The sequence below is a fragment of the Candidatus Magnetominusculus dajiuhuensis genome (genome assembly GCF_046044395.1).
In the GTDB taxonomy this organism is placed as follows: Bacteria; Nitrospirota; Thermodesulfovibrionia; order Thermodesulfovibrionales; family Magnetobacteriaceae; genus Magnetominusculus; species Magnetominusculus dajiuhuensis.
On sequence record NZ_JBJUSG010000044.1, the window covers coordinates 1 to 24,969 of the forward strand.

The following is a 24,969-nucleotide window of genomic DNA, read 5'->3' on the forward strand; positions in this document are numbered from 1 at the left end:
AATAGGACATTTCTATTTTGGTAAGAATAGGACATTTCTACTTTGGTACGACACAGGACAAAAATTTACTTGACAAATACACATAATAATGTTCAGGATATATACATGTAAATTCTATGGGAGGGTGTTTGGTCTGTTTGTAATATAGGGTCTACCTGTAAATTATTGATCTTCAGATTTGTAGTCAGAAATAAGGGGGATAAAGTGATGAGTAAAGTTCAGAGGTTGTTATTTAATAAGGTCACGTTCTTTCTTTGGTTAGCATTGCTTGGATTTTTTGTCATGTTCGTACCAAAACCGTCTTACGCCACAGGCTGGGGCTGGTCGGATTCACTGAATAGCGTCTCCTTTAACTGGAATAGCGTGGCAGCGAGTTCAGATGGCAGCAAAATATATGCCATGGTTGTCTCGGGGGACATTTGGTTTTCTGATGATTCAGGCGTTACATGGTCAGATATCAGCCGTACAGGTGGAATTCCAAATAATGCGCCAGGCTCTAAACAGTGGATGAGCATAGCAGCGAGTGCAGACGGCCAGACACTGGTTGCCGCTTCTTATGAAGGCGACGTTTGGATGTTCTACGCTCCCACGGGTTACTTAATTGACGGCGGACTGTGGACAAATATGAACACCGCGGGGTCATCCGGGCCAGGCAGTGATCAGGACTGGAAACAAATATCATTGAATTCAAGCGCCAATGATGGCGGTACTATAGTTGCCGCTATTGATAGCGGGGATGTCTGGACGTGTACATATACGCAGGATGTAACCACATCGGTAGTTACCTCTGCCACATGGACAGATATCAGCAACAGGTCAGAAGTTCAAACCAAAGGATGGTCGGGCGTTGCAACGGACTCAAGCGGCAGCGCGGTATATGCCGCGGTTACCAACGGGGATATTTGGAAGTACAATGGGACAGCGTGGACAGATATTAGCACAGGTACCGCGGGAGTTACCGGCAAAAACTTCGTGAATATAGCATTGAGTTCAAACGGCAGTACTCTGGTTGCCGCTATTACTAACGGGGATATCTGGAAATACAACGGTACCACATGGACAGATATTAGCACAGGCACCCCAGGAGTTACCAACCAAAACTGGTGGGGTGTGGCAATTAATTCAACCGGTAGCGCTATAGCCGCCACTGTTTATGGAGGGGATGTTTGGAAGTACAGCGGGACGGCATGGGTGGCTATGACCACCACGGGTACACCCCATCCTGGCACCCAAAACTATTCGGGTGTAGCAATCAATTCAGGCAATATAGTTGCCGCTATTTATGGCGGGGATATATGGACTTATACATTTAATACCACCACATGGGCAAAGACCTACCCACAATGGAATAGTGTGGCGTCAAGTTCAGACGGTAGTACACTAGTAGCCGCCGTATCTGAGGGTGATATTTATATGTCTTCAGATTCAGGCGCCACATGGACAGATATCAGCTTAGCAGGCACAATTGAGCCGCTCGTCCAACCTTGGCAGACTGTGGCAATGAGTTCAGACGGCAGTAAAATAGTTGCTGATGCTTATTCAGGGGATATCTGGACATATGACGGCACCACATGGACAGATATTATTGCCACAGGCACAAATTCGCCGTCCTCCGGGTCATGGAAGGATTTAGCAATGAGTTCAGACGGCGCCGTTGTATTTGTGATGATTGGTGGTGGTACAGGACATATTTGGAAGTACACAACTGGCAATAACACGTGGACAGATATCATAGCCACAGTACCAGGAGCTCCAACCTTAAATAATGGAAGCGGCCAAACATGGGCAAGGATAGCATTGAGTTCAGACGGCAGCACTCTGGTTGCCTCTATGGATAGCGGGGATATTTGGAAATTTAACGGTACCACATGGACAGATATCAGCACAGGCACCTCAGGAGTTACCAGTCAAACATGGGCAAGGATAGCATTGAGTCCAGACGGCAGTACTTTGTTTGCGGCTATTACTAACGGGGATATATGGAAGTATAACGGCACCACATGGACAGATATCAGCACAGGCACCTCAGGAGTTACCAACCAAAGCTGGACGGGTGTAACATCAAACTCAAACGGCACAAGGCTGGCAGCCGCTATCTATGGAGGAGATATATGGACATATCAAAATGGCACATGGGCAGCGAATAACGTAAACAGCGGCACAAACAATTGGCAGGGCATAGCGTCGAGCTCAGACGGCACGAAGCTGATTGCCGCCGTTAGCGGCGGGGACGTTTGGCTGGGACATGATGTTTTGGGTGCCTCTTCCACTAACCTTGCATTATCCTCAGGCGCAAATCCATCTTTGCCAGGGGCATCGTTAACCTTTACGGCTACCGTATCAGGCAGCGGCACACCGACAGGCTACGTTTCATTTAACGATAGCGTTGACACCATTACAGGCTGCGGCGCGGTTGCGTTAGCCTCCGGAAGCGCCTCATGTACTACATCTGCCATTACAACATTAGGCGGCCACACGGTAACGGCAGCTTACAGCGGGGATGCAGGCAATACATCGTCATCGGGCACTGTGGGCCAGACCGTAAGCAAGGCAAACAGCACAACGGCAGCCGTCACGGCAACGCCTGGCAGTACGCAGCCATATGGCACAGTGATAACCTTCCATACGACGGTATCGGGTTCAGGCGCCACACCAACCGGCACGGTTACATTTACCGCCTCAGGCAGCGGTGGTGCCGTTACTCTTGGGGGAACATGTGCCAGCGGGGTTGCACTCTCAGGCGGAAACGCGTCATGCCAGACATCGGGCTTAGACCTTCCTAAGTCAGGCAGCCCTTATACAATAACAGCGTCTTACGGCGGTGACACAAACTATAACACATCGTCAAACACGGGGACTCAGACTGTAAACAAGGCCACCAGCACAACGGCAGCCGTCACATCAACGCCTGGCAGTACGCAGCCATATGGCACAGTGATAACCTTCCATACGACGGTATCGGGTTCAGGCGCCACACCAACCGGCACGGTTACATTTACCGCCTCAGGCAGCGGTGGTGCCGTTACTCTTGGGGGAACATGTGCCAGCGGGGTTGCACTCTCAGGCGGAAACGCGTCATGCCAGACATCGGGCTTAGACCTTCCTAAGTCAGGCAGCCCTTATACAATAACAGCGTCTTACGGCGGTGACACAAACTATAACACATCGTCAAACACGGGGACGCAGACTGTAAACAAGGCCACACCCACGATAGCACTTGGTGCGAACAAGGCTTCTCCGCAGGTATATGGCACATCAATAACCTTTACGGCTACGGTAACAGGTACTGGTCCGCTGACAGGTACTGTCGCATTTGCAGATGGTTTAACTCCAATATCGAACTGCACAACTGTTACGTTATCCGGCACAACAAGTGGTTCAACAGCCCAATGTTTCCCTACATTGACGGTGGGTAGTTCCCACTCCATAACGGCGACTTATAGCGGCGATTCTAATAACAATGCGTCGGCACTGAGCACAGCTATCCCTTTTACTATATCGGCACTATACACAGTAACCCCATCGGTTATCGGTGGACATGGTTCAATAGCAGCTAATGCTGGTACAACCACCACCGGTGCCGGACTGAGCTTTACCATTACGCCTAATGCCCATTACGTATTCAGCGGTGAACTTCTTGGCACATGCCCTCTCGGTTCTTACACCGGTTCCACTCCGACATTCAACAGCCCGACGACTTCAGCAACAACCTACACTACGGGGACGATAACGTCAAATTGCACGGTGGTCGCAGTGTTTCATTCGGCTTCTCTTAATAGCTGGGTGTCCCTGCCCTCCGGCACGGCCAACAGGTTAAACGCCATAGCCTCCGACGGCACTCAACATATAGTTGCCGTAGGCCAGAACGGCACGATAGTCGCATCCTCAGACGAGGGTTCGACATGGAGTACAAAGATATCCAACACTACAACATCCCTCAGTGGCGTAGCCTTTGGCAGCGGTGGGACGGTTGTAGCGGTAGGAGGCAGCCGCTCAACGCTTGGCTCCCCTGTAATACTCAGTTCGTCAGATTACGGGGAAACCTGGACAACAGTATCACAGTCGGTTACGACAAAGGCCCTGCTCGGCGTGTCATACAACAACTCCCTGTTTGTGGCAACCGGTTATGGCGGGACAATCCTGACATCCCCCGACGGCACAACATGGACAGCGAGAGCCTCAAATATAACAGGCACGCTCTATAAGTCAACATATTCAACCATAAGCGGCAGCGGCCAATATTTTGCGGTTGGAGACAATGACACGGTTCTGTCTTCAGGCAGCGGCGCAAGCTGGACGAAAAATGCGATTACCGGCAGCTCATACTCAGACAACCTGACGGCGGTGTCGTCCGGGGCCAACGCCATCGTTGCATTAGGGCAGTCAACGGTTGAAACATCTTACGTAATATCGAAAAACGGGACGTCGTGGTCAGGTTCAGCCACCAATAATAGCGGTGCGCCTACGTATAGGGTGTCAGACCTTGCATACGGCGATGCCACGTATATAGGGGTTGGGCCGGGAGGCCAATTAATTTACTCTGATGACACAGTGTCGGGTTCGGCGTCAGTGTTACCATTGACCAGCGGCGTAACGAAAAACCTCAATGGCGTAGCGTACTCGGCGGCGCAGACGGCGTTTTTAGCGGTAGGCGATAACGGGACAATTCTTGCGATGTCTTCCATAAGCCCAGACCTGACAACAGTGATGTTTCCTTCTACGGCGGTCAGCAACACCTCTGCCACCCAAACGGTAACCATAACGAACACGGGAAAGGCAATTCTTAACCTGAGTTCCTTAACCTTGTCGCCTGACGCAACACAATTTCACATCACCGGAGGCGGCACCTGCGGCACGGCAGCAGGTGCGATTTCAAAAGCGCTGGCAGCCGGCGCTTCGTGTACGGTTACATTAAACTTTACGCCGCTGGCAACTGGTTCTATTGACGCGATTCTGAAGATAAACTCAGACGATGTCACATTCCCCGTCAAATGGATACCTCTGGCTGGCGCGGGCTTCACGCAGGGCGGCGGTCCAGGCGTCATACATGTTGACGACGTAACGAATGCCACTACCAATATATCGTCTGAGGCGTTTGGCGGCGTTGCGAAACTCTCCAAAAAGATAGTGACCCTTGAGGTAAACAACGTCGGAGGCAGTTCTATTACCTTGGGCGCTAATCCTATAACGATAAGGGGCGGCTCGGGGCAGTTCACAACCGCTGACAGCAGTGGGGCTAACAGCACAAGCTGTTCAGACGCGGTCTTAGCCGCTGGAGGCAGTTGCCAATTTGATGTTACGTATGCTCCGACAGTTGTCGGCCAAACCTCCGCGACATTGACCGTAACCAGCGCTAACGCCAATCCGGCCACAGACAACATAACCTTAAGCGGGACGGGGACGACATCGCTTAGCAATATTGCCTCGATGGCCGTCACTCCAACAGTATGGGCAGTTGGCGGCCTCACAAGCGGCCAAACACAAACTACGGCATTTACGGTAACCAACACCGGAACTCTGCCTCTGTCTATCTCTTATATAGCGATGAACGGCGGGGACACGGGTTCATTCGCCACATCGTCAACCGCCTCGTGCTTATCCGGGCTATCGGTTGGCAGTTCCTGCCAATTCAATGTTACGTTTACGGCCTCAAGCGCCACTAAATCAACAACTATGGTAATAGCCGATGACACTCATCACATCTCTGATAACATTACATTGTCGGGAAGCAGTAGTGTGGTGGTAACCGCCACTGTGCCAAACGGCAACGGCTCGGTATCGCCGACATCTCAGGTTGTATCGGGCACAACGGCGACCTTTACGCTCTATCCGGCGGATTCCGACTATGTGATAGATACGGCGAACACGACAGACACCTGCAATAGCGGTGGCAAGGGTGGGTCATTAAGCGGAGCTACCTACACAATACCTAATGTCACAACAAACTGCACGATGACAGCCGCGTTTAAGTCGGCGCTAAGCACATGGACGCCGCCAATCACAACCAGCGTCAGTACAGACTTAAACGGTGTCACCTATGGTAACAGCGTAGTGGTTGCAGTTGGTGAAAGCGGTGTAATGATTTCATCAGACGGGGGGACAACATGGAGCATAAAGTCCAGCACTGCGTACCTGAAGGGCGTGGCCTATGGCAATGGCACGTTTGTAGCCGTAGGGGGCAATGGCACAGGCTCGCCTGTAATCCTCACCTCAACAGATAGCGGGTCAACATGGACTAACGAAACCGCTAATGCAACACTTAACGGCAATTCAACAACCTTAACCACTGCCCTCTATGGCGTGTCATATGTCGGCAAGAAATTCATAGCCACCGGATACGCGGGGACGATACTGTCCTCTGCGGACGGCCTGACATGGAAGGTGATGGCAAATAAGCAGACAAACGGGACGCCCCTGACAAGCACTTACCTGCGCAGGGCGGCGTACACAAACGGCTATTACGTCATAGTAGGCGACCAGATTGCCGGAAGAACCCTTGTCTCACCCGACAATGCCTCTGTTGCCAATCCCACCCCTGTATGGTACATAGGGTCTGACCTGACAACGAACTTCCCAGGTTATTCCAGTACAATAAAAGGTGTGACATATGGGAGTATCCCTATTGGCGCTGGCACCAATACAGGCACATTTGTGGCAGTTGGAGGGGGGGGATGGATAGGAACGACATCTGACGGTGTGGCAAGCTGGGTTGCCCCGTCTAACCCTCCAGGCGGTGTAACATCAACGACTTTCAATGACGTTACATTCGCTAATAACACGTTCGTGGCGGTAGGCACTGACTCCGGCTGTAACGGTGTCATGGCCACTTCCATTGACGCGGCGAACTGGACAGATCCCGCCGCTGTCTCATCTGGAACTTGCGCAGGCTCAGGAAGTAAAGGTCTTAATGGGGTAACCTACGCTAAAGACTATGGGACATTTATAGCGGTAGGCTCAAATGGCACTATCGTAACAACTCAGAAACAGCAAGCGGTATATCAAAACTATAGTGTTAGCATCTCGGTTGGAGACACATCTACGGCTGGCGGTAGCACTGTAACAAGTACATTGGTGCCGCAGGTGGGTAGCATCAACTGTGGTGTTGGCACCGGGACTTGCTCTTTGACTGGATTAACAGAAAGTCAATCTGTTACATTGACGGCGGTACCCGGAACTGGCGCGGCTTTCTCTGGATGGGACGGGGATTGCACGGGAACCAATATGCAGTTTATGTTTACGAACGGCAGTACGGGCGATAAATCTTGTACGGCCACGTTTGTATCGGCAGGCAGCGATGGCCAGCCGGTAACGAGCAAACTAGGCCCTGACGGACAAACCGCAAATTACAGCGCCACGGGCGACAGTACGCCTGACAGCCAAAAGCCGTATGTGTCGGCGTTGACAACGACAAATGCCAACGGTTCAAGCTCCTATGTAACGTTAGCGGCACCGGCCGGGAGTAGTCAGACGTTCTCAAATGTCAAGAGTGTCGCCGCTCCAACAACAGACGACCTCGTTGCTTCTGGTATATCTGTTTCAGGTAATAACAATCTCCCCGTAGGTCTGATGTCGTTTACGCTTAATAGCGCGGCGGCGACAAATACAGTAGTGCTGTATCTGCCGACAGGGACATCGGTAAATAAGGCACTGAAAAAAGATGGTGCAGGCACTTGGTTTGACTTCACGTGTGGGGCAACTCTCACGAGCAATTACTACGCTACCAGCCCACTGGGTTACGGTAGCGGCACTGTCTTATCCACAACCACCGGATGCGGTACCATAGGCACAGTAACGGTTAACGGCGTTACTAAGCCGATGATAACACTTACTTTGGTGGATGGAGGAGTAGGCGATAACGACCTGCTCAGTAACAACAGCATTGATGACCCTGTGACCTTCGCCAATATCTCCACTAATAATGGTGGAGGAGGCGGTGGCAATAGCGGTGATGGTGGAGATAACAGCGGTGGAGGAGGCGGTAGTGTGGCGTCCATAGCCGTAAGCCCGACAACAACGGATTTTGGTACGGTACAGGTAGGGGGTGTATCCCCTGCTGCTGCGGTTAGGATATCTAACCCGAAAGGGCCTTACCTGGCTATCACTTCAATATCGAATACCGGCGGTGACCCAGGGATGTTTGCAGTCTCAGCAGGCACGTGTTCAAGCCTTTCTCCTACATTTGGACCTGGAGATAGCTGTACTATAAATGTTACTTTTGCACCTACATCCAGTGGAGCGAAGTCAACCACTATGCAGATTAGTTCAAACGCAACTGTTCAGAATATAGCGTTAAGCGGTACAGGTGCCTCCTCATCACCGACGCCCACACCGTCGCCTTCACCTTCTCCAACGCCGACACCCACACCGACACCCACACCAACGCCCACTCCTACGCCAACACCCGGGCCAAATCCAACACCTACCCCGACTGTAAAAGGTGACTTCTTTGGAGACGGCAGGGCAGCCATACTGTGGAGAAATTACTCTACGGGTGAAAATGCAGTATGGGACAATGCCACTTCTGACGCGCCGCAGATGTCAAGTTTACCAACTGTTTCAGATGTTAATTGGAAATTAGCGGGGGTAGGGAATTTTGGAAGCGGCGTTGAAACCGACATTCTATGGAGACACCAAACAGCCGGTTATAATGTCGTGTGGCATATGACAGGAGCAGCTATCAAATCAGAAGAGCTGCTGGCCTCCGTGTCAGATGCTAACTGGATGATTGCGGCTACAGGGAATTTCAGCGGTAAAGGCAATACAGATATACTGTGGAGAAATACCTCAACCGGTGCGAATGTTGTATGGCAAATGAGTGGTACCACCCCCCAAACTGAGACGGCTATCACCCCGGTCACAGACACAAACTGGGTTATAGCAGGAACGGGAGACTTCAAAGGCGACAACTCAACGACCATCCTTTGGAGGAACCAGCAGACCGGTGCCATCGCCTACTGGTATATGAACGGAACAACAGTAGCCTCTGTTGGCTTATTGCCAGCGCTTACGGTTGCTGACACGAACTGGGAGATAGTGAGTACAGCCGATTTCGATGGCGACGGCAAACCGGACATCCTCTGGAGAAACGATCTCTACGGTTACGACGTTGTATGGTTTATGAACGGTATAACAATAAAGGGCGTCAAGTTGATTCAAACTGTGTCCAATACCAACTGGCACATAGCAGGACCGCGCTAATAATTGCACAGGAGCCGCCAGCCCATGTTGGGGGGCGGCTCTTGTGTATCAAGACAGTTCCGGTTAAAAGTGGTATTGACATTGGGGTCCACTTTAGACCATCAGGGACATGGAAGTTTATGATAGATTTATAACGAGGATGGCCTTGTCAGAGCGACTGAGAAAATGTCGGATATGTTGAGGGACAAAGAAGAGACCATTCGTTTACAGAATGACCACAATTTAGGCACAATCGGCAAATTAAGGCAGGTGAAATGAAGATATTTTTGATACCGATAAACCCTCGTAAACCCGCATGTTATAATGGCGGAGAGGGGGGGATTCGAACCCCCGGTGGAGTCACCCCCACAACGGTTTTCGAGACCGCCGCCTTAAACCGCTCGGCAACCTCTCCTTAGCTCTGCAAAAAACTCCCTTAACAGCCCGGCACAATCCTCCTCACGCACACCCGTTGTTACCTCTGCGCGATGGTTCAGCCGCTCATCCGTCAACAGCGTAAACAGGCTGCCCGCCGCTCCACCCTTAACATCGGCACATCCATATACTACACGGCTAATCCGCGCATTTACAATCCCCCCCGCACACATCACGCACGGTTCTTTCGTCACGTAAAGGGTCATGCCAGAAAGCCGCCATCCCTCAGCGCTGCGTGCAGCCGCCATTCTTATCGCCGTCAACTCGGCATGTGCCGTAGGGTCATGCAGCCGCTCCTTTTCGTTTCTCGCCGCGGCGATTATCCCGCCCGCGCCGTCTATGACCACCGCGCCAACGGGAATCTCACCCTCAGAAAAAGCCCGCCGCGCCTCTATCAGCGCCAGCCCCATGTAATATTCGTCCCGATCCTTCGATTTCTCATCCATCCCTCTGGATTATACACGAAATTATAAATTAAATCACTTGAAATTATTTATTATGTTCATTTATACTTGTACTTTGATAAGAGACGGGCAAAGTGCTATACGGGTAATTTGACGGCTATCATGTCAAATCAAACAATTTTTTCAAACTTAACGGAGGAAATCATGGGCAGATGGAGGGAATCATGAGCAGAAAAATGGTAATAATGGATGGTTGCGGGGCGTGTGCGCATGTCGTTCACGCAACAAGCGAGATCATAACGATCTATCCGATAACGCCGTCCAGTCCGATTGCCGAGCATTGCGACGCCAAGAGCGCCGCTGGCAAGGTCAACATCTGGGGTAATGTTCCAAAGGTTGGAATGATGCAGTCAGAGGCCGGAGTTGCCGGCGCAGTTCACGGCTCGTTAGCGGCTGGCGCGCTTGCCACAACCGTTACGGCATCGCAGGGACTTTTACTGGTCGTTCCAAATATGTACAAGATTGCAGGTGAGCTAACCCCCACCGTGTTCAGCATCACAGCACGCTCTCTGGCCGCGCAGGGTCTTTCGATATTCGGCGACCACAGCGACGTCATGGGCGCAAGATCCACAGGGTTTGCGATGCTCTGTTCAAAAAACGTTCAGGAGGCAATGGACTTCGCCTTAATCGCGCAGGCCGCAACGCTTGAGTCACGCATACCGTTTATGCATTTTTTCGACGGTTTCAGAACCTCTCACGAAGAGGCCAAAATTGAAGAGCTGACCTTCGACGACATGAAGGCTATGATAAACAACGACCACGTTTTTGCCCATCGCGCTCGGGGACTGTCCTCGGACAAGCCTACTATGCGTGGTACGGCGCAAAATCCAGACGTTTATTTCCAGGGCCGTGAGACCGTAAATCAATATTACAACGCAACCCCCGGCATAGTGCAAAAGGCGATGGACAAGTTCGCCGGCCTGGTCAACCGCCAGTATAAACTCTTCGATTACTACGGCGCCCCGGACGCAGAGCGCGTAGCCGTCATCCTTGGCTCGGCAGGCGACGTGATGTTAAGCACAATAAACTATCTTAACGCAAAGGGTGAAAAGCTCGGCCTCATCCAGGTCAGGCTCTACAGGCCATTCGATACTGCCGCCCTGATGTCGGCACTCCCCTCCACCGTCAAGGCCATAGCCGTGCTAGACCGCACAAAAGAACCCGGCGCAACGGGCGAACCCCTGTACCTTGACATCAGGACATCTGTTGGCGAGGCGCTTGAGCTTGGCATAGGCAATTTAAAGGCTTGGCCTAAGATAGTCGGCGGGCGTTACGGCCTCGGCTCGAAAGACTTTACCCCCGGCATGGCGAAGGCCGTGTATGACAATCTGTCTGAGAGCAAGCCGAAAAACCACTTCACCATCGGTATTAATGACGACATAACTCATCTGAGTCTCGATTATGACAAGAAGCTCAACATAGAAGGCAAGGATGTGTTTCGCGCTATGTTCTACGGCCTCGGGGCTGACGGCACGGTTGGAGCTAACAAAAATACGATAAAAATCATCGGCGGTGAGACCGATAACTACGCGCAGGGATATTTCGTTTACGACTCAAAGAAATCAGGTTCGATTACCACGAGCCACGTGCGTTTTGGAAAAGAGCAGATATCTAATCCCTATCTCATCTCTCAGGCGCAGTTCATAGCTTGTCACAACACCTCGTTCCTTGAGAAGTATGACATGCTCGCAAATGCCGAAGAGGGCGCCGTATTCCTGCTAACCACCTCCGACACCAAGGACACCGTGTGGGATAAGCTGCCGAGGGAAGTTCAGGACAATCTGATTGCCAAGAAGATGAAGTTCTATATAATAGACGCAATCGCCCTGGCAGAAGAACTGGGTCTTGGCTCCAGAATAAACATGATAATGCAGACCGCCTTTTTCGTTATCTCTAATGTCATCCCCAAAGACGAGGCGATTAACGCAATCAAGGCCGAAATAAAGAAGACGTACCAGAAGAAGGGCGACAAGGTCGTCAACATGAACTATGCGGCGGTTGATGTGGCGCTGAAAAATATCGTCGAAGTCCCCATCCCTGCAAAGGCCACCAGCAGCGTGACGATGCGCAAGGCCGTCTCAGACGACGCCCCTGAATTCGTAAAGAACGTGACAGCCACGATAATCAGAGGCTTTGGAGACTCACTTCCAGTGTCCGCTATGCCCAACGACGGCGTATGGCCCACGGCAACGACGCAGTACGAAAAGAGGGCAATTGCCGTAAATGTCCCGATATGGGAACCGGACGCCTGTATCCAGTGCGCCACATGTTCTTTCGTATGTCCTCACGCGGCCATAAGGGTTAAGGTCTATGGCGATTCTGACTTAGCCAATGCACCGGCGAAGTTTAAATCGGTTAAGGCAACAGGAAAGGAGTTCGAGGGAATGAAGTTCTCCGTCCAGGTTGCCCCTGAGGATTGCGTAGGGTGCGGCTCATGCGTTGAGGCATGTCCGGGACGTAAAAAGGACGCCGAGGGCAAGAGAACAGAGACCAGGGCAATCAACATGGCCCCGCTTGGTGGCGTACGTGCCGAGGAGGCTGAGAACTTCAAGTTCTTCATGTCACTCCCCGAGTGCGACCAGTCTAAGGTCAAACTTACGACGGTAAAGGGAACACAGCTCGTAAGGCCGTTGTTTGAGTTCTCCGGCTGCTGTGCGGGCTGCGGTGAGACCCCATATATTAAACTCCTCACACAGCTCTTTGGCGACCGCCTCTACATTGGAAACGCAACCGGCTGCTCATCTATTTACGGTGGCAATCTACCCACAACGCCATACGCAAAGAGGGCGGACGGCAGAGGTCCGGCGTGGGCGAATTCCCTGTTTGAGGACAATGCCGAATTCGCATTGGGTATGAGACAGACGGTGGATTATTTCACAAAACAGGCAAGAGAACTGCTCGACACCCTTGCCCCCTCTTACTCAGGAGCGAAGGGGCTTTTCGACGAGCTTAAAGATGCCGACCAGTCCTCTCAGGAGGGCATAGAGAAGCAGCGCACGCGTGTGGATGAGTTGTTGAAACTCATCGCGAAGGATAACTCAGACGGAGCGAAGATGCTCAGGTCATGCGCGAATTATCTCGTGAAGAAGAGCGTGTGGGCACTCGGTGGCGACGGTTGGGGTTATGACATAGGATACGGCGGCGTTGACCAGGTGCTGGCCTCCGGTGAGAACATCAATATAATGATCATGGACACCGAGGTGTATTCAAATACGGGCGGACAGATGTCAAAGGCAACCCAAAGGGGCGCAACCGCGCAGTTTGCGGCAGCCGGCAAGTCAAACGCCAAGAAGCAGATAGGCCTGATAATGGCCACCTACGGCAACGTCTATGTTGCGCAGGCGTGTTTTGGCGCCAACCCCTCACAAATCATAAAGGCGATGCTGGAGGCCGAGGCACACAACGGCCCATCGTTGATAATCGCGTATTCACCGTGTATAGCCCACGGCGTCAACCTGACCAAAGCGGTTGACATGATGAAAGAAGCGGTTGCCTGCGGATATTGGCCGATATACAGGTACAACCCGGCCCTTGAGGCAGAAGGCAAAAGCCCGATGCAGATAGACTGCAAAGAGCCGAGCTTCAACATAGCCGATTATGCTTATGGGCAGACACGCTTCATGGCACTGAAGTCATCGAATCCGGAAAGGGCGGCTATGCTCATGAAGGAAAACGTACAAGACGCCAGAAGAAGATGGGAAGTCCTGAAACATTGGGCGAACTGGGTACCAGCGGCAAAACAGTAACTAACATACGATTAACTATTACAAAGGGACACGGGCCGGTTGAGGCCGTGTCCCTTTGCATTTATAGAAGTAAAAGGATTAAAGACGAAGGGGGATAATCCCCCTTCACCCGTATTCTCGCACATGTTTTATTTATTGAATTTGGGCTGCCGCACGTTAGTATTATCAGGGCTATCATGGTTGAAGATTACAACATCACCGCTGTTTATTCCCCATAAAGAAGTCGTGAAGAAGTTTTAAAAAAGAATAAAAAACGGGAAGGCACAAGACACCCCCGTGAAAGCAAATCACGCTCACATAGGGCATATCGCATTCCCGTTTTGTCTTAACTATAAGTACGATATTAAAGCTGGTTCAGCTCTTTTTTATGTACAGCTCCCAGTGTCCCTTGTCTTCCATCTTTACTGAATCAAAGCCAAAACCCTCTTTTTGCGCATACTTAGGGATGGAATCCTCGGCTGACGCGGGTGCGTCACACAGTACCTTCAACAGCGTGCCACTGTCCATCTTCTGAAGTTTCTTCTTTGTTAACACAAGAGGATACGGGCACACCCTCCCCAGTACATCTAAAACTTCCGTTGGTTCCTGAGACCTTAGTTCAACCATTAGTTTCTCCTTATCGTGACGTTAGGTGTTTATTTCGTTATTAAGAGTATATGATATGGTCTGCCGCTTCCATCACGCTCATTATCTCTGAAAACGGTACCAACTCGCTTGTAATATCCGCGCCTATGTCCTCGGCGTCCATGATTATCTGGTCCTCTGTCAGGCCGTACTTCTTTACATCCTCTTCACAGATAAGCAGCTTTATGTCCGTAAGTAAGGCATTTTTGATGTGAGACTCCAGTGTCGTCACACCATAGACCTCCGAGGCCTTCTGGTTTTTCAGACAATTCAGGACGCCCTCGCCGACAAATGCCAGTACGGGTTCGACATTATCGCCGTCATCAAGGTGAATCTCCACCGTCTGACTCGCTATGGCGTGCGTTAAGGTCAGGCGCGACGACTCAGATTTATACGGCATTTTATCCACTACAAAGGCTATTTTCTTTATCATTACTCACCTCCTATATGAACAACCCTGTCGGCAGAGAAACAACTGGCAAGATACCAGTCCGCGCTCTTTATGCCAAGTCCACTTATCAGGTCTTCCTTGTGAATTCCACGCGCCTCAGCACAGGCCTCACACGCGATAACATTTGAGCCGCCGACAATCAGCTCAGTGATAGTCTTTTCCAGCGCCGAGTAGTCTTTGAAAGAACGCTGCCCTTTCTTGGCCAGCATCGTGCCGTTTCCTGAAAGCCATATATCTACATCATGGCCTTTTTTTCTCGCCGCCTCAGCCAGTTTCACCGCGAAGTCCAGCGTCATTGACCCGACAAGCGAAGAGAAGCAACCGATGGTTAATTTGCCCATTTCATAATCCTCCTATAGCCAGATTGTTTTTGTAAATTCGTTGAAAATAAGATCAACAAGCCCGTCAAAATTCACCACCGTCACGTTTGAGGCAACTTGTGAAGGCTCAATGCCCCGCGACACAAGGTCCTCCGACATCGCATATACCTTCATTCCCCTGCCAAGAACCGGTGAACTCTGCCCGTTTTCTTTGATTGCCGCACAGTAAACCCCGTTTTGTACCAGTACCACGTCAAACGAACCCTCGCTAAGCCTGTCAAGGGTATCGTTTGAGTTGCTGTGCTGGCTTAAAAAAACCCCTATCTTTGCCATAAATACACCTCTCAGTTGATTTTATTTATTCTCCTGACTCCACTGCTTTCTGACGAACACTGATTTATAACAATTATGAGATAAAATTGTCAAGAGTAGGGTATAATATTTACCTTAGGAAAGATGTCCGGTGCATAATAAAGACATCTGGTGCATAACATGGAAAAGGAAAAAAAGTTTTATCCCGACTATTTAGTTGAGATACTGCTTGTCGTCATCGCCATTGCCATGGCAACGGTTACCCTTGCTATGGCGTTTCCCAGGGAGATGGGGCGGCGGATAAGTTTCTCTGCGGCCTTCAGGCCGAGGCCGGAGTGGTTTTTCCTTTGGTTTTTTGAGATACTGAAATATTTCCCCGGCAATTTTGCCGTTATAGGGGCGGTAGTGCTTCCCGTTATTTTTATCGTTACCTTAGTTATGGTCCCATTTATTGACACTGGCCAAAGGAGTGGGAGGATAAGGGCGGCTGCCGCAGTTGGGTTGATTTTCTTCGCCTTTATATTATTTACGGCCCTTCCGGCCCTTGACTACTGACATGTTGTTGCGGGGTTGCGTACAGGTATATACCGGAGATGGCAAGGGCAAGACGACCGCGGCCGTGGGGCTTTCGGTAAGGGCGGTAGGTGCCGGTTTGCGGGTGTTCTTTGCGCAGTTTATCAAGACGAGGGAATCGTCCGAGTTTGCCGCACTTGCGGCCTTTGGAAGTCATTTTTGCCTGAGGCGTTTTGGCAGGGGATTTATTCGCGGGACACCATCACAAGACGACATAATGGCGGCACAGGCGGGTTTGCTTGAAGCGAAGGGGGCGATGCTTTCCAGTTCGTATGATATCGTTGTCCTTGATGAGATAAATGTCGCCGTAAGCCTTGGCCTGCTTCTGTCAGAGGAAATTGTGCAACTTATCAAAGACCGGCCTGAATGCGTCGAATTGATTTTAACCGGCAGGGGGGCGCCCGACGATATTATAGCCGCCGCCGACCTCGTCACTGAGCTAAGGGAGATAAAGCACTACTACCACAAAGGGATAAAGGCCAGAAAAGGCATAGAATACTGAGAATGAGATATATCGGGATATATATTGACACAAACCCCCGATATGTCAAAGCAGTCAGGGGCAGCGGGGATTAATCCGCTGGCACGGCTAAAGGAAATAGCTTTTGTTAAAGCCAGCGATGGGACGCTAAACTTTGGAGAAGTCATTGAAGGCAAAGGAACAATACCTATTAAATTGCAAGTGGGGAATAAGCTATATGGTCAAGCTAAAATTGAGATAAAACATGGGCAGAAAATAAAAGAAGAAGGTTATAAGAGCGTAGTATCCTTTATTGAGGATGTTTCAAAGCATTATAACGAAATATGGGAACAACCTGATGGCCGCATAATGTTAGTCAAGAGAAATGGCGGCTCAAAAATAGCTGTAGTTGAATTAAGGAAAAAGAAAGGAGAGCCTTTTTATGGAGTAACAACCGCATTTCCCACTGATTCTGGTTATCCGTCAAGAGGAGGCAGAAAGCTACGTCCCGGAGGGGTGCGTACTCCCTCAGCCAACCCTGAGCAGTCAGCCCCACTTATATACACCGCTCCAAGAGAGGCTCAGGTGGAGGGTGCTTGGCGCACGGGCGAGGTAGCTTCTACTTCTACTATACCAAAACCGGACGAGGTTGTCAAGGGAGCGGGAAGCTGAAGCGCAATATAATTAGGGGCGTTGCCGGTTGATTCCGGTCAATCTCCCCCATCTATCAAACACCGGCAATAAAGGAGTTATAAATGACAGAAGAGGACTTAATATATTTTAGAAACTGGTTTTCAGATTTCTGCATGAGCTATCACTATGAGAACATTGACGACCAAAGAAACATTGCGTTAAAGGAAAGGCATACAAAAGACGTATGCGCCAACATGGTGGAAATCGCACGTGCGCACTTTAACAACCCTAACGATATTCTGCTTGCCGAGACGATTGCCCTCTTTCACGACACGGGGCGGTTTCCTCAATATGCCAAATACAAGACATTCAGAGACGCCATCTCCGTAAATCATGGGCTGCTCGGCGCTGAGACGCTGTCAAGGGAGAAAGTCCTGACGAGATTGCCCGTTGAGGAACAACAACTGATAATCCAGTCGGTCAAATACCACAACGCCTATAAAATCCCGACCAATCAGACCGCTGAGACGGTTAATTTTCTGAAAATGATACGCGACGCCGATAAGCTCGACATATGGGATGTCTTCATAGGGCTATTCTCCTTGCCGCCAGAGCAAAGGGCCTCCGCCGCCACGCTTGGTTTTCCTGATACGGATGGTTGGTCTGATGGGCTGATTAAATGTATTTACGACAAGAGAATGGGTAACTTAAAGGACGTAATGAGTGTAAACGACTATAAAATACTCCTTTTGACCTGGATATTCGATATAAACTATAAAAAGAGCTTCAGTTTGATAGACGCCCGGGGCTATATAGCGAGAATCTCTGAATATTTGCCGCGAAATGGTGAGATTAACGAGGTAACGGCGCAACTGGCGGCGTACGTCAGCAAGATGATGACAGACGGGAGTGTGTGAATCTCTCCCTTTCACATCCCGTCCATCATTAGGGGAATATGCTGGTACACTGTGTTCAGTTTTGCATCCCAAAAAACTCATCTTCAGACTTCGCGATACCTGACAACGCTGCCGCTTCCGAGCTGGAAAACACCTTGTCTATATCCAGAATTATCACAAACTCGTTGTTTCGTTTTCCCATTCCCTTTATAAACTCTACATTCATTTGGCTTCCTATTTGAGGGACAGGTTCTATGTTCTTAGACTCCATCTCAAACACCTCAGAGACCGAATCAGTCAAGGCCCCGATTACCGTATTCTCCCCGTGCATGTTTACTTCCACGATAATAATACACGTGTTTATCGTCTTTTCTGTTGCATCCATACCAAACTTGTTTTTTAAATCCACAACGGGAACAACGCTGCCCCGTATATTTATAACGCCCCTCATGTATGGGGGTGTTTGCGGCACTTTTGTCAGAGTTACAAACTCAAGAACCTCCCGTACTTTGGATATCTCTATCGCGAAGACCTCCGTATCAAGCTTAAACGAAAGATATTGGGTTGTCTCTACTTCCGCTAAAGTTGCCATTGACCCTCCGTCGCATTTTTATAACAGCCCCCGCGCGGGGGGCTGCATGGTTTTATGCCCTTAGTATTTGGCGAAGTTCTCGTCCTCATCGGGGTCAGCTAAGGCTATAATCTTACCTCCGCCTTTTTTACCGTTTGGTAAGCTTTCCCTGCCTTTGGCAACTGCAGCGGTGCCAGCGTGATGGGCTATCTGAACCTTTTTGGTCTTTTTTTGATCGTCGTGAGTCAGGGAACGGACCTGCCTGGCTCTGCCATCGTCCTCGATTTTGAAAAACGAAATGGTATCCTGCAACTGCTCCGCCTGAGTCGAAAGTTCCTCGGAGGTCGCGGCCATCTCCTCGGAGGCCGACGCGTTTTGTTGAATCACCTGGTCAAGCTGCTGCAACGCCTTGTTTATCTGATCCGCTCCTACGCTCTGTTCCCTGCTTGACGCGTTTATTTCCTGAACGAGCTGGGCCGTCTTTTGAATTTCAGGAAGCATGGTTGTAAGCATCTGCCCTGCTTTTTCCGCTACCTCAACGCTTGTAGTGGCGAGACTGGTTATCTCTCCGGCGGCCATCTGGCTGCGTTCGGCGAGTTTTCTTACCTCCGAGGCCACTACCGCAAACCCCTTGCCATGTTCACCGGCGCGTGCGGCCTCAATTGCGGCGTTAAGGGCAAGCAGATTGGTCTGCCTGGCAATCTCCTCGATAATAGAAATCTTACCGGCTATTTCCTTCATAGCAGCCACTGTTTCCGTTACCGACTTGCCGCTTTCACGCGCTTTTTCCGCCGCATTCTGCGCTATTTTCTCCGTCTGCATGGCGTTATCGGAGTTCTGTTTTATGTTAGCCGTCATCTGTTCCATCGAAGAGGACGACTCTTCGGCCGCCGCGGCCTGTTCGGTTGCTCCCTGTGAAAGCTGCTGAGAGCTTGAGCTTAATTCCGTGCTGCCAGAAGCCACATTACCCGCAGCCGCTGTCACATTGCTAACAATATCGGTTAATTTTGCTATCATCGTCGCCAGCGCGCGCATCAACTCGTCCTCAGTTGAACGCTCCTTTGCCTTTAAAATCAAATTGCCTACGGCTATCTGTTGGGCTATCTCAGTGATGTTTCTCTCTGCCTCTATCATCAGATTCAGGTTGCCTTTGATTACGTTGAAATCGCCATTGTATGCATCCGTAATCGTGGGCGGGATTATCCCCTTGCTGATTTTGTCCACGTAATCAGCCGCTACATTCAATGGCCCAATTACCGCGTCCAGGGTCTTGTTTACGCCTTCAACTATCTTGCGATAATCCCCTTCGTGCTTCGTGGCGTCTGCGCGTGTTGCCAGCTTGCCTTCTACCGCCGCATTGACCAGCATGTTGGCGTCAGCAACGAGCGCGTTCAGGTTCTTAATAACCGCGTTGAGGTTGCCTTTGATTACGTTAAAGTCGCCGTTGTATGTATCCGTTATCGGCGGCGGGATTGCCCCCTTGCTGATTTTGTCCACGTAATCTGCCGCTACGTTTAACGGTCCGATAACCGCGTCCAGCGTCTTATTAACGCCTTCAACTATCTTGCGATAATCGCCTTCGTGCTTCGTGGCGTCTGCGCGTGTTGCCAGCTTGCCCTCTACCGCCGCATTGACCAGCATGTTGGCGTCAGCAACGAGCGCGTTCAGGTTCTTAATAACCGCGTTGAGGTTGCCCTTGATTACATTGAAGTCACCGTTGTATGGGTCTGTTATCGTCGGCGGGATTGCCCCCTTGCTGATTTTGTCCACGTAATCAGCCGCTACATTTAACGGTCCGATAACCGCGTCCAGGGTCTTATTTACGCCTTCAACTATCTTTCGGTAGTCGCCTTCGTGCTTCGTGGCGTCTGCGCGTGTTGCCAGCTTACCCTCTACCGCCGCATTGACAAGCATGTTGGCGTCAGCAACCAACGCATTCAGGTTCTTAATAACCGCGTTTAGGTTGCCTTTGATTACATTGAAGTCACCGTTGTATGGGTCTGTTATTGTCGGCGGGATTGCCCCTTTGCTGATTTTGTCCACGTAATCAGCCGCTACATTCAATGGCCCGATAACCGCGTCCAGGGTCTTGTTTACGCCTTCAACTATCTTTCGGTAGTCGCCTTCGTGCTTCGTGGCGTCTGCGCGTGTTGCCAGCCTGCCTTCTACCGCCGCGTTGACAAGCATGTTGGCGTCAGCAACGAGCGCGTTCAGGTTCTTTATAACCGCGTTTAGGTTGCCCTTAAGAATGTTAAAGTCGCCGTTGTATGGGTCGGTTATTGCTGGCGGGATTTGCCCCTTGCTTATCTTGTCCACGTAATCCGCCGCTACGTTTAACGGCCCGATTACCGCGTCCAGGGTCTTGTTTACGCCTTCTACTATCTTGCGATAATCGCCTTCGTGTTTCGTGGCGTCTGCGCGTGTTGCCAGCCTGCCTTCTACCGCCGCGTTGACAAGCATGTTGGCGTCAGCAACGAGCGCGTTCAGGTTCTTTATAACCGCGTTGATGCTTTTGGCCATAATGTCTTTTTCCGACTTTTGCTTTATATCTGCCGTAAGATCTCCTTGGGCTATCCTGGATGCCGCAAGGGCAGTTTCTTTGATATTTCCTATAACCACTTTGACTGCGTTGGTCAACTGCCCTACCTCATCCTTTGAATTTGCCTCGATGTCGATCTCAACATCTCCCTCGGCCAATCTCTCGGAGACAGTCAGTATATTCTTAAGCGGTTTGGTGATTATCGTTGCGATAAAAACGCCTAAAAATATCGCCATAGCTACGCCTATCGCTGTCAACGCAACAATCAGACTTGTTGTAGCCTTTGCGTCTTTGGCGTTTTTTTCGACAGCATTTTCAGCTGCTTTTACATTGTATTTAATGGCCTTATCTATTGCATCTGATACTTCGAGGCCTTTCTTCTTAGCTGTGTCGGTCATAAACGACAAAGCCTCAGAGTGTTTACCTGCTGAGGCAAGCTCAACTATCTTATCCATCATTGGCCAATATGCCGCCATAAGATCTGTGAACTCCTTGAAATTAGCCTTGTCTGTGTCGTCAAGGAATGTCGCTTCATATAGCTTAGCTGATTTCTCTATGTCTTCTCTTCTCGCCTTGATTTTATCGGCAGATTTCTGGATATCCTCCGGCTTGTCGCTTAGTAAAGCATCTCTCACGTCAGAACGAGCCCTCTGGAAATGTTCGGTGATATCATCCATATGGACAATCGACATAAGCATATCGTCGTGCATACTTTTGTTTTGAGCGCTGAGCTTGTGAATGGAGGTAATACCTATATATCCTATAACACCTGCAACCACAGCCACCAAAACAAAACATGTCAGAAGTTTCGACCTTATCTTCATGTCATAGAACCATTTCATGACAGCCTCCTCTTTCTTGCTTGATAGTAGTTTACGATAACCTCAAAGAAGTTATCGTTACGCCCTAACGAAATCACTCGCATACTGACATCTCCGACGCCATGCCAAGTCTTTTTACCGCGTCCCTCTCAACGCCCTCAACCAGATTTACCAGCCTGTTTACGTCCAAAATCAGGGCAACAGAGCCGTCCCCTAAGATCGTTGCCCCTGAGAGTGTCTCGACATTTTTATAGATACCTCCAAGATTCTTTATTACCGTCTGATGTTCGCCAATCACCTGATCAACTAACACCCCCACCCTGCGGGCATTGACCTCGCAGATTATTATCTGCTGATTAACAGGTTCTGTGCTGTTTATGAAGAAATGCTCCCTCAGGGAAATATAAGGGATTATCTGCCCGCGCACCATAGTGAGCTCCCTGCCGTGGTTTTGGTCAATTTCGTCTTTACTTATCGCGATACACTCAAGAACAGACGTTAGTGGAAGCACGTAAGAGCCTGCACCTGCCCTTACCAACAGCCCGTCAATTATGGCAAGCGTAAGGGGGAGCTTTACGGTTATTGTAGTGCCGACCCCCCTTGCGCTTTCTATACCGATAGAGCCTCTCAGTGATTCTATACCCCGTTTGACCACGTCCATGCCGACACCTCTGCCTGAGACGCTTGTCACCTCTTTTGCGGTTGAAAACCCGGGGGCAAATATAAACGAGAATATTTCGCTGTCCGAAAGCTCCGCATTGGCTGAAATTAAACCTCTCTCTATCGCCTTGTTTTTTATAGCCTCAACATCAAGCCCCTTGCCGTCGTCCTTCACCCTTATCAGCACGTGAGAGCCTGAGTGTATTGCCGACAATGTTATAGTCCCTTTGGGCGGTTTGCCGACTTTCTTACGTTGCTCGGGGGTTTCCACACCGTGGTCTATGCTGTTTCTTATTATATGAACAAGGGGGTCATTAAGCTTTTCGATTACGGTCTTATCCAGTTCCGTTTGAGCGCCCTCGGTTGCTAAAATGATCTCCTTTTTTAGTTCCTTCGATAAATCCCGCACTAACCGTTTGAATTTATCAAAAGTTGTGCCGATTGGCAACATCCTGATATTCATCGTGTTGTCCCTGAGCTCGCATGTCAGACGTTCCACTTCCTCGGCAACATTTAACAATTCGTAATCAATTCGTTTTACGGCCATCTGGGTGAGGTGGGCCTGAACGGTTACGAGTTCTCCAACCAGATTTACGAGTGTGTCCAGCCTGTCGGCGGGCACCCGAATCGTGGCGGTCTCCTCTACGGATGTCTGTTGTGATTTTTTCTCTTCTCTGATATGTACCTGCTCTGCGAGCGCTGCCTCAATTATATCCGCGTTGACAACGCCTTTTTCGACAAGCAGTTCACCCAGTTTCTTGTGCAGGCCCAAGACCGAATCAAGATCATCCTGTGTCAAATCGCCTTTTTCTAATAGTATTTCACCAAGTTTTTTGTACTGGTCACCGCCGTCCAACTCACCGCTTACGTCTATTACTTCGATTTTTACCTCAGAGGATTCGTCTTCAAACGCGAACACATCTTTTATCGCATCAATTTCCTTTTCGGTTGTAACTATGATATCCCAGTAGGCATAACAGGCGTCAGGGTCGTACTCATCTAAAAACTTGATATCGTCCATGTGGGCAACTATCGAAGCCCTGCCGAAACCTGCCAGCTCCTCAATATTCAGCAGAGGGTTGGTTCCACGTAAAAAACAACTCGTGCACGGCCTGTATCTTATCCGGTAGGTGTATCGTGGGGCTTCAATATCTTTTACAATTATTTCATCCGGTATGGATTTTCCATCCGGCTTTTTTAAAGTGCCTTTAGCTGTGGCACCATTGCCACCATCCCTATATCGCTCAATCAAATCCTTGAACTCTTTTGTGAGTTCATCTTTCTTTTTTTGAACTTCAGGAATTGTGTCATAGTCATTTCTTAACATACATAAGATTTCGTCTTTGGCGCAGAACGTAAGGTCTATCAATTCCTGAGTGATTTTCATGCTGCCGCTTCGAACCAAATCGTAAACTGTCTCTATATCGTGGGTAAAGTGGGACAACACGTCAAAGCCGAACATGGCGCCAGAGCCTTTTAGTGTGTGCATAGAACGAAACGCACTATCTACCAACTCCATATTGTCAGGCGTCTCTTCAAGTTCCATAAGTGCATTCTCAAGCAACGTAAGGTGCTCAAGAGCCTCCTCTACGAATACTCCCTTGAACTGTTCCTCGCCCATTGACAATCCTCCTTCGAAGTTAGTTCCACAGCCAGATACAGGACTCACAAGTATCAAAAACACAGCCCTTATGACGCTTAAATCCAGCTTTTACCGCCATCGTCCTGATATTTTCTGGTATTTCGCCGCATAATGATAATTTTTTCTTCATTTTAGCGGAGTATCTGTGGGCCGAACAAATGAGCTGAAACCATGAAAGGTGAACCTCAGTAACATCAGACACGTTTATCAATAAATCATCCACATCTCCTGTATGGAGCAGCAACAGCTCTTTCAGCGAAGCCGCGTCCTCTATCGTGATATCCCCTTTTAATGACAAGACACCCCTGTTTTGCTCTTTGTTGAAGGAAGGCTCAAGCACTTATATCACCTCCTATACATGCACAAACCTACATACGCAAATTACCTACCATATATACGTAATTTACCTAGTCCATTGTCTTACAATCAAAGGGGCGTTGTCCAGAGGAATTGTGTTCACCATTAAAGGAGTTTTGTCAATAAAATTACAAGACCCAAGCTCCGATATAGGAGTTTGCACCTGTAGCTACTAAGGCGTACACTAGTAAGATGACATTGCCAACCGCTAAATCGCAATGAATTTACCTTAGTCCGTCATTCCGGCTTGCAGACTGTGTCACAATAGTAAAGCAGCCCCCCCCCCGG

15 protein-coding genes, 1 tRNA gene and 1 pseudogene are annotated in these 24,969 nt (G+C 49.8%); 6 read left to right on the plus strand and 11 right to left on the minus strand.

Annotation, left to right across the window (positions count from 1 at the left end):
- Positions 1-207: 207 nt before the first annotated feature.
- On the plus strand, positions 208-9,198 hold the full coding sequence (locus AB7D94_RS07775) for a choice-of-anchor D domain-containing protein (RefSeq protein ID WP_420265224.1): 8,991 nt from the start codon (positions 208-210) through the stop codon (positions 9,196-9,198).
- 304 nt (positions 9,199-9,502) lie between these two features.
- On the opposite strand, the gene AB7D94_RS07780 is transcribed toward AB7D94_RS07775, so the two are convergent.
- Both AB7D94_RS07780 and tadA read right to left on the minus strand, forming a co-directional pair.
- Positions 9,503-9,592, minus strand: a tRNA-Ser gene (locus AB7D94_RS07780).
- A complete protein-coding gene (gene tadA, locus AB7D94_RS07785; protein ID WP_420265210.1) occupies positions 9,570-10,058 on the minus strand; it encodes a tRNA adenosine(34) deaminase TadA in 489 nt (162 codons plus the stop codon). Before tadA ends, AB7D94_RS07780 begins: the two co-directional genes overlap by 23 nt.
- A 182-nt stretch (positions 10,059-10,240) precedes the next feature.
- Here tadA and nifJ point away from each other — a divergent pair, with 182 nt between their 5' ends.
- Positions 10,241-13,822: a pyruvate:ferredoxin (flavodoxin) oxidoreductase gene (nifJ, locus tag AB7D94_RS07790; RefSeq protein WP_420265211.1), complete on the plus strand. Its 3,582-nt coding sequence runs from the start codon at positions 10,241-10,243 to the stop codon at positions 13,820-13,822.
- 354 nt (positions 13,823-14,176) lie between these two features.
- On the opposite strand, the gene AB7D94_RS07795 is transcribed toward nifJ, so the two are convergent.
- The 4 genes from AB7D94_RS07795 to tusB are packed head-to-tail and all read right to left on the minus strand — an operon-like array spanning position 14,177 to position 15,550.
- A complete protein-coding gene (locus tag AB7D94_RS07795; protein WP_420265212.1) occupies positions 14,177-14,428 on the minus strand; it encodes a sulfurtransferase TusA family protein in 252 nt (83 codons plus the stop codon).
- Positions 14,429-14,468: 40 nt separating this feature from the next.
- Entirely contained in the window at positions 14,469-14,879 is a 411-nt protein-coding gene (locus AB7D94_RS07800) for a DsrE family protein (RefSeq protein WP_420265213.1), read from the minus strand.
- A complete protein-coding gene (locus AB7D94_RS07805; protein ID WP_420265214.1) occupies positions 14,879-15,238 on the minus strand; it encodes a DsrE family protein in 360 nt (119 codons plus the stop codon). Before AB7D94_RS07805 ends, AB7D94_RS07800 begins: the two co-directional genes overlap by 1 nt.
- A gap of 12 nt (positions 15,239-15,250) precedes the next feature.
- The gene (gene tusB / locus AB7D94_RS07810; protein WP_420265215.1) at positions 15,251-15,550 is read right to left on the minus strand and encodes a sulfurtransferase complex subunit TusB; all 300 of its coding nucleotides are present in this window, start codon (positions 15,548-15,550) and stop codon (positions 15,251-15,253) included.
- A 159-nt stretch (positions 15,551-15,709) separates the two neighbouring features.
- Here tusB and AB7D94_RS07815 point away from each other — a divergent pair, with 159 nt between their 5' ends.
- From AB7D94_RS07815 to AB7D94_RS07830, 4 genes are all read left to right on the plus strand, one after another.
- A complete protein-coding gene (locus tag AB7D94_RS07815) occupies positions 15,710-16,084 on the plus strand; it encodes a hypothetical protein (RefSeq protein ID WP_420265216.1) in 375 nt (124 codons plus the stop codon).
- A gap of 7 nt (positions 16,085-16,091) precedes the next feature.
- Positions 16,092-16,604 carry a cob(I)yrinic acid a,c-diamide adenosyltransferase gene (cobO, locus tag AB7D94_RS07820; protein WP_420265217.1) on the plus strand — a complete coding sequence of 171 codons (513 nt, stop codon included), beginning with the start codon at positions 16,092-16,094 and terminating at the stop codon, positions 16,602-16,604.
- Between the two features lie 42 nt (positions 16,605-16,646).
- Positions 16,647-17,234, plus strand: coding sequence for a hypothetical protein (locus AB7D94_RS07825; RefSeq protein WP_420265219.1), 588 nt, complete (start codon positions 16,647-16,649; stop codon positions 17,232-17,234).
- 83 nt (positions 17,235-17,317) lie between these two features.
- Positions 17,318-18,112, plus strand: coding sequence for an HD domain-containing protein (locus AB7D94_RS07830; RefSeq protein WP_420265220.1), 795 nt, complete (start codon positions 17,318-17,320; stop codon positions 18,110-18,112).
- A 55-nt stretch (positions 18,113-18,167) separates the two neighbouring features.
- Here the strand turns inward: AB7D94_RS07830 and AB7D94_RS07835 are convergent, their stop codons facing one another.
- The 5 genes and pseudogenes from AB7D94_RS07835 to AB7D94_RS07855 all read right to left on the minus strand — a co-directional run bounded on the left by AB7D94_RS07835 (position 18,168) and on the right by AB7D94_RS07855 (position 24,664).
- Positions 18,168-18,683 (minus strand): chemotaxis protein CheW, encoded by a 516-nt coding sequence (locus AB7D94_RS07835; protein WP_420265221.1) that lies wholly within the window; start codon positions 18,681-18,683, stop codon positions 18,168-18,170.
- Positions 18,684-18,743: 60 nt separating this feature from the next.
- Positions 18,744-21,209, minus strand: a complete 2,466-nt coding sequence (locus AB7D94_RS07840) for a methyl-accepting chemotaxis protein (protein ID WP_474373865.1) — start codon at positions 21,207-21,209, stop codon at positions 18,744-18,746.
- A gap of 63 nt (positions 21,210-21,272) precedes the next feature.
- Positions 21,273-22,043: pseudogene (locus tag AB7D94_RS07845) on the minus strand (MCP four helix bundle domain-containing protein); the annotation flags it as partial.
- 73 nt (positions 22,044-22,116) lie between these two features.
- Positions 22,117-24,303, minus strand: coding sequence for a chemotaxis protein CheA (locus AB7D94_RS07850; protein WP_420265222.1), 2,187 nt, complete (start codon positions 24,301-24,303; stop codon positions 22,117-22,119).
- Positions 24,304-24,322: 19 nt separating this feature from the next.
- Positions 24,323-24,664: an STAS domain-containing protein gene (locus AB7D94_RS07855; RefSeq protein ID WP_420265223.1), complete on the minus strand. Its 342-nt coding sequence runs from the start codon at positions 24,662-24,664 to the stop codon at positions 24,323-24,325.
- Between the last annotated feature and the right edge of the window lie 305 nt (positions 24,665-24,969).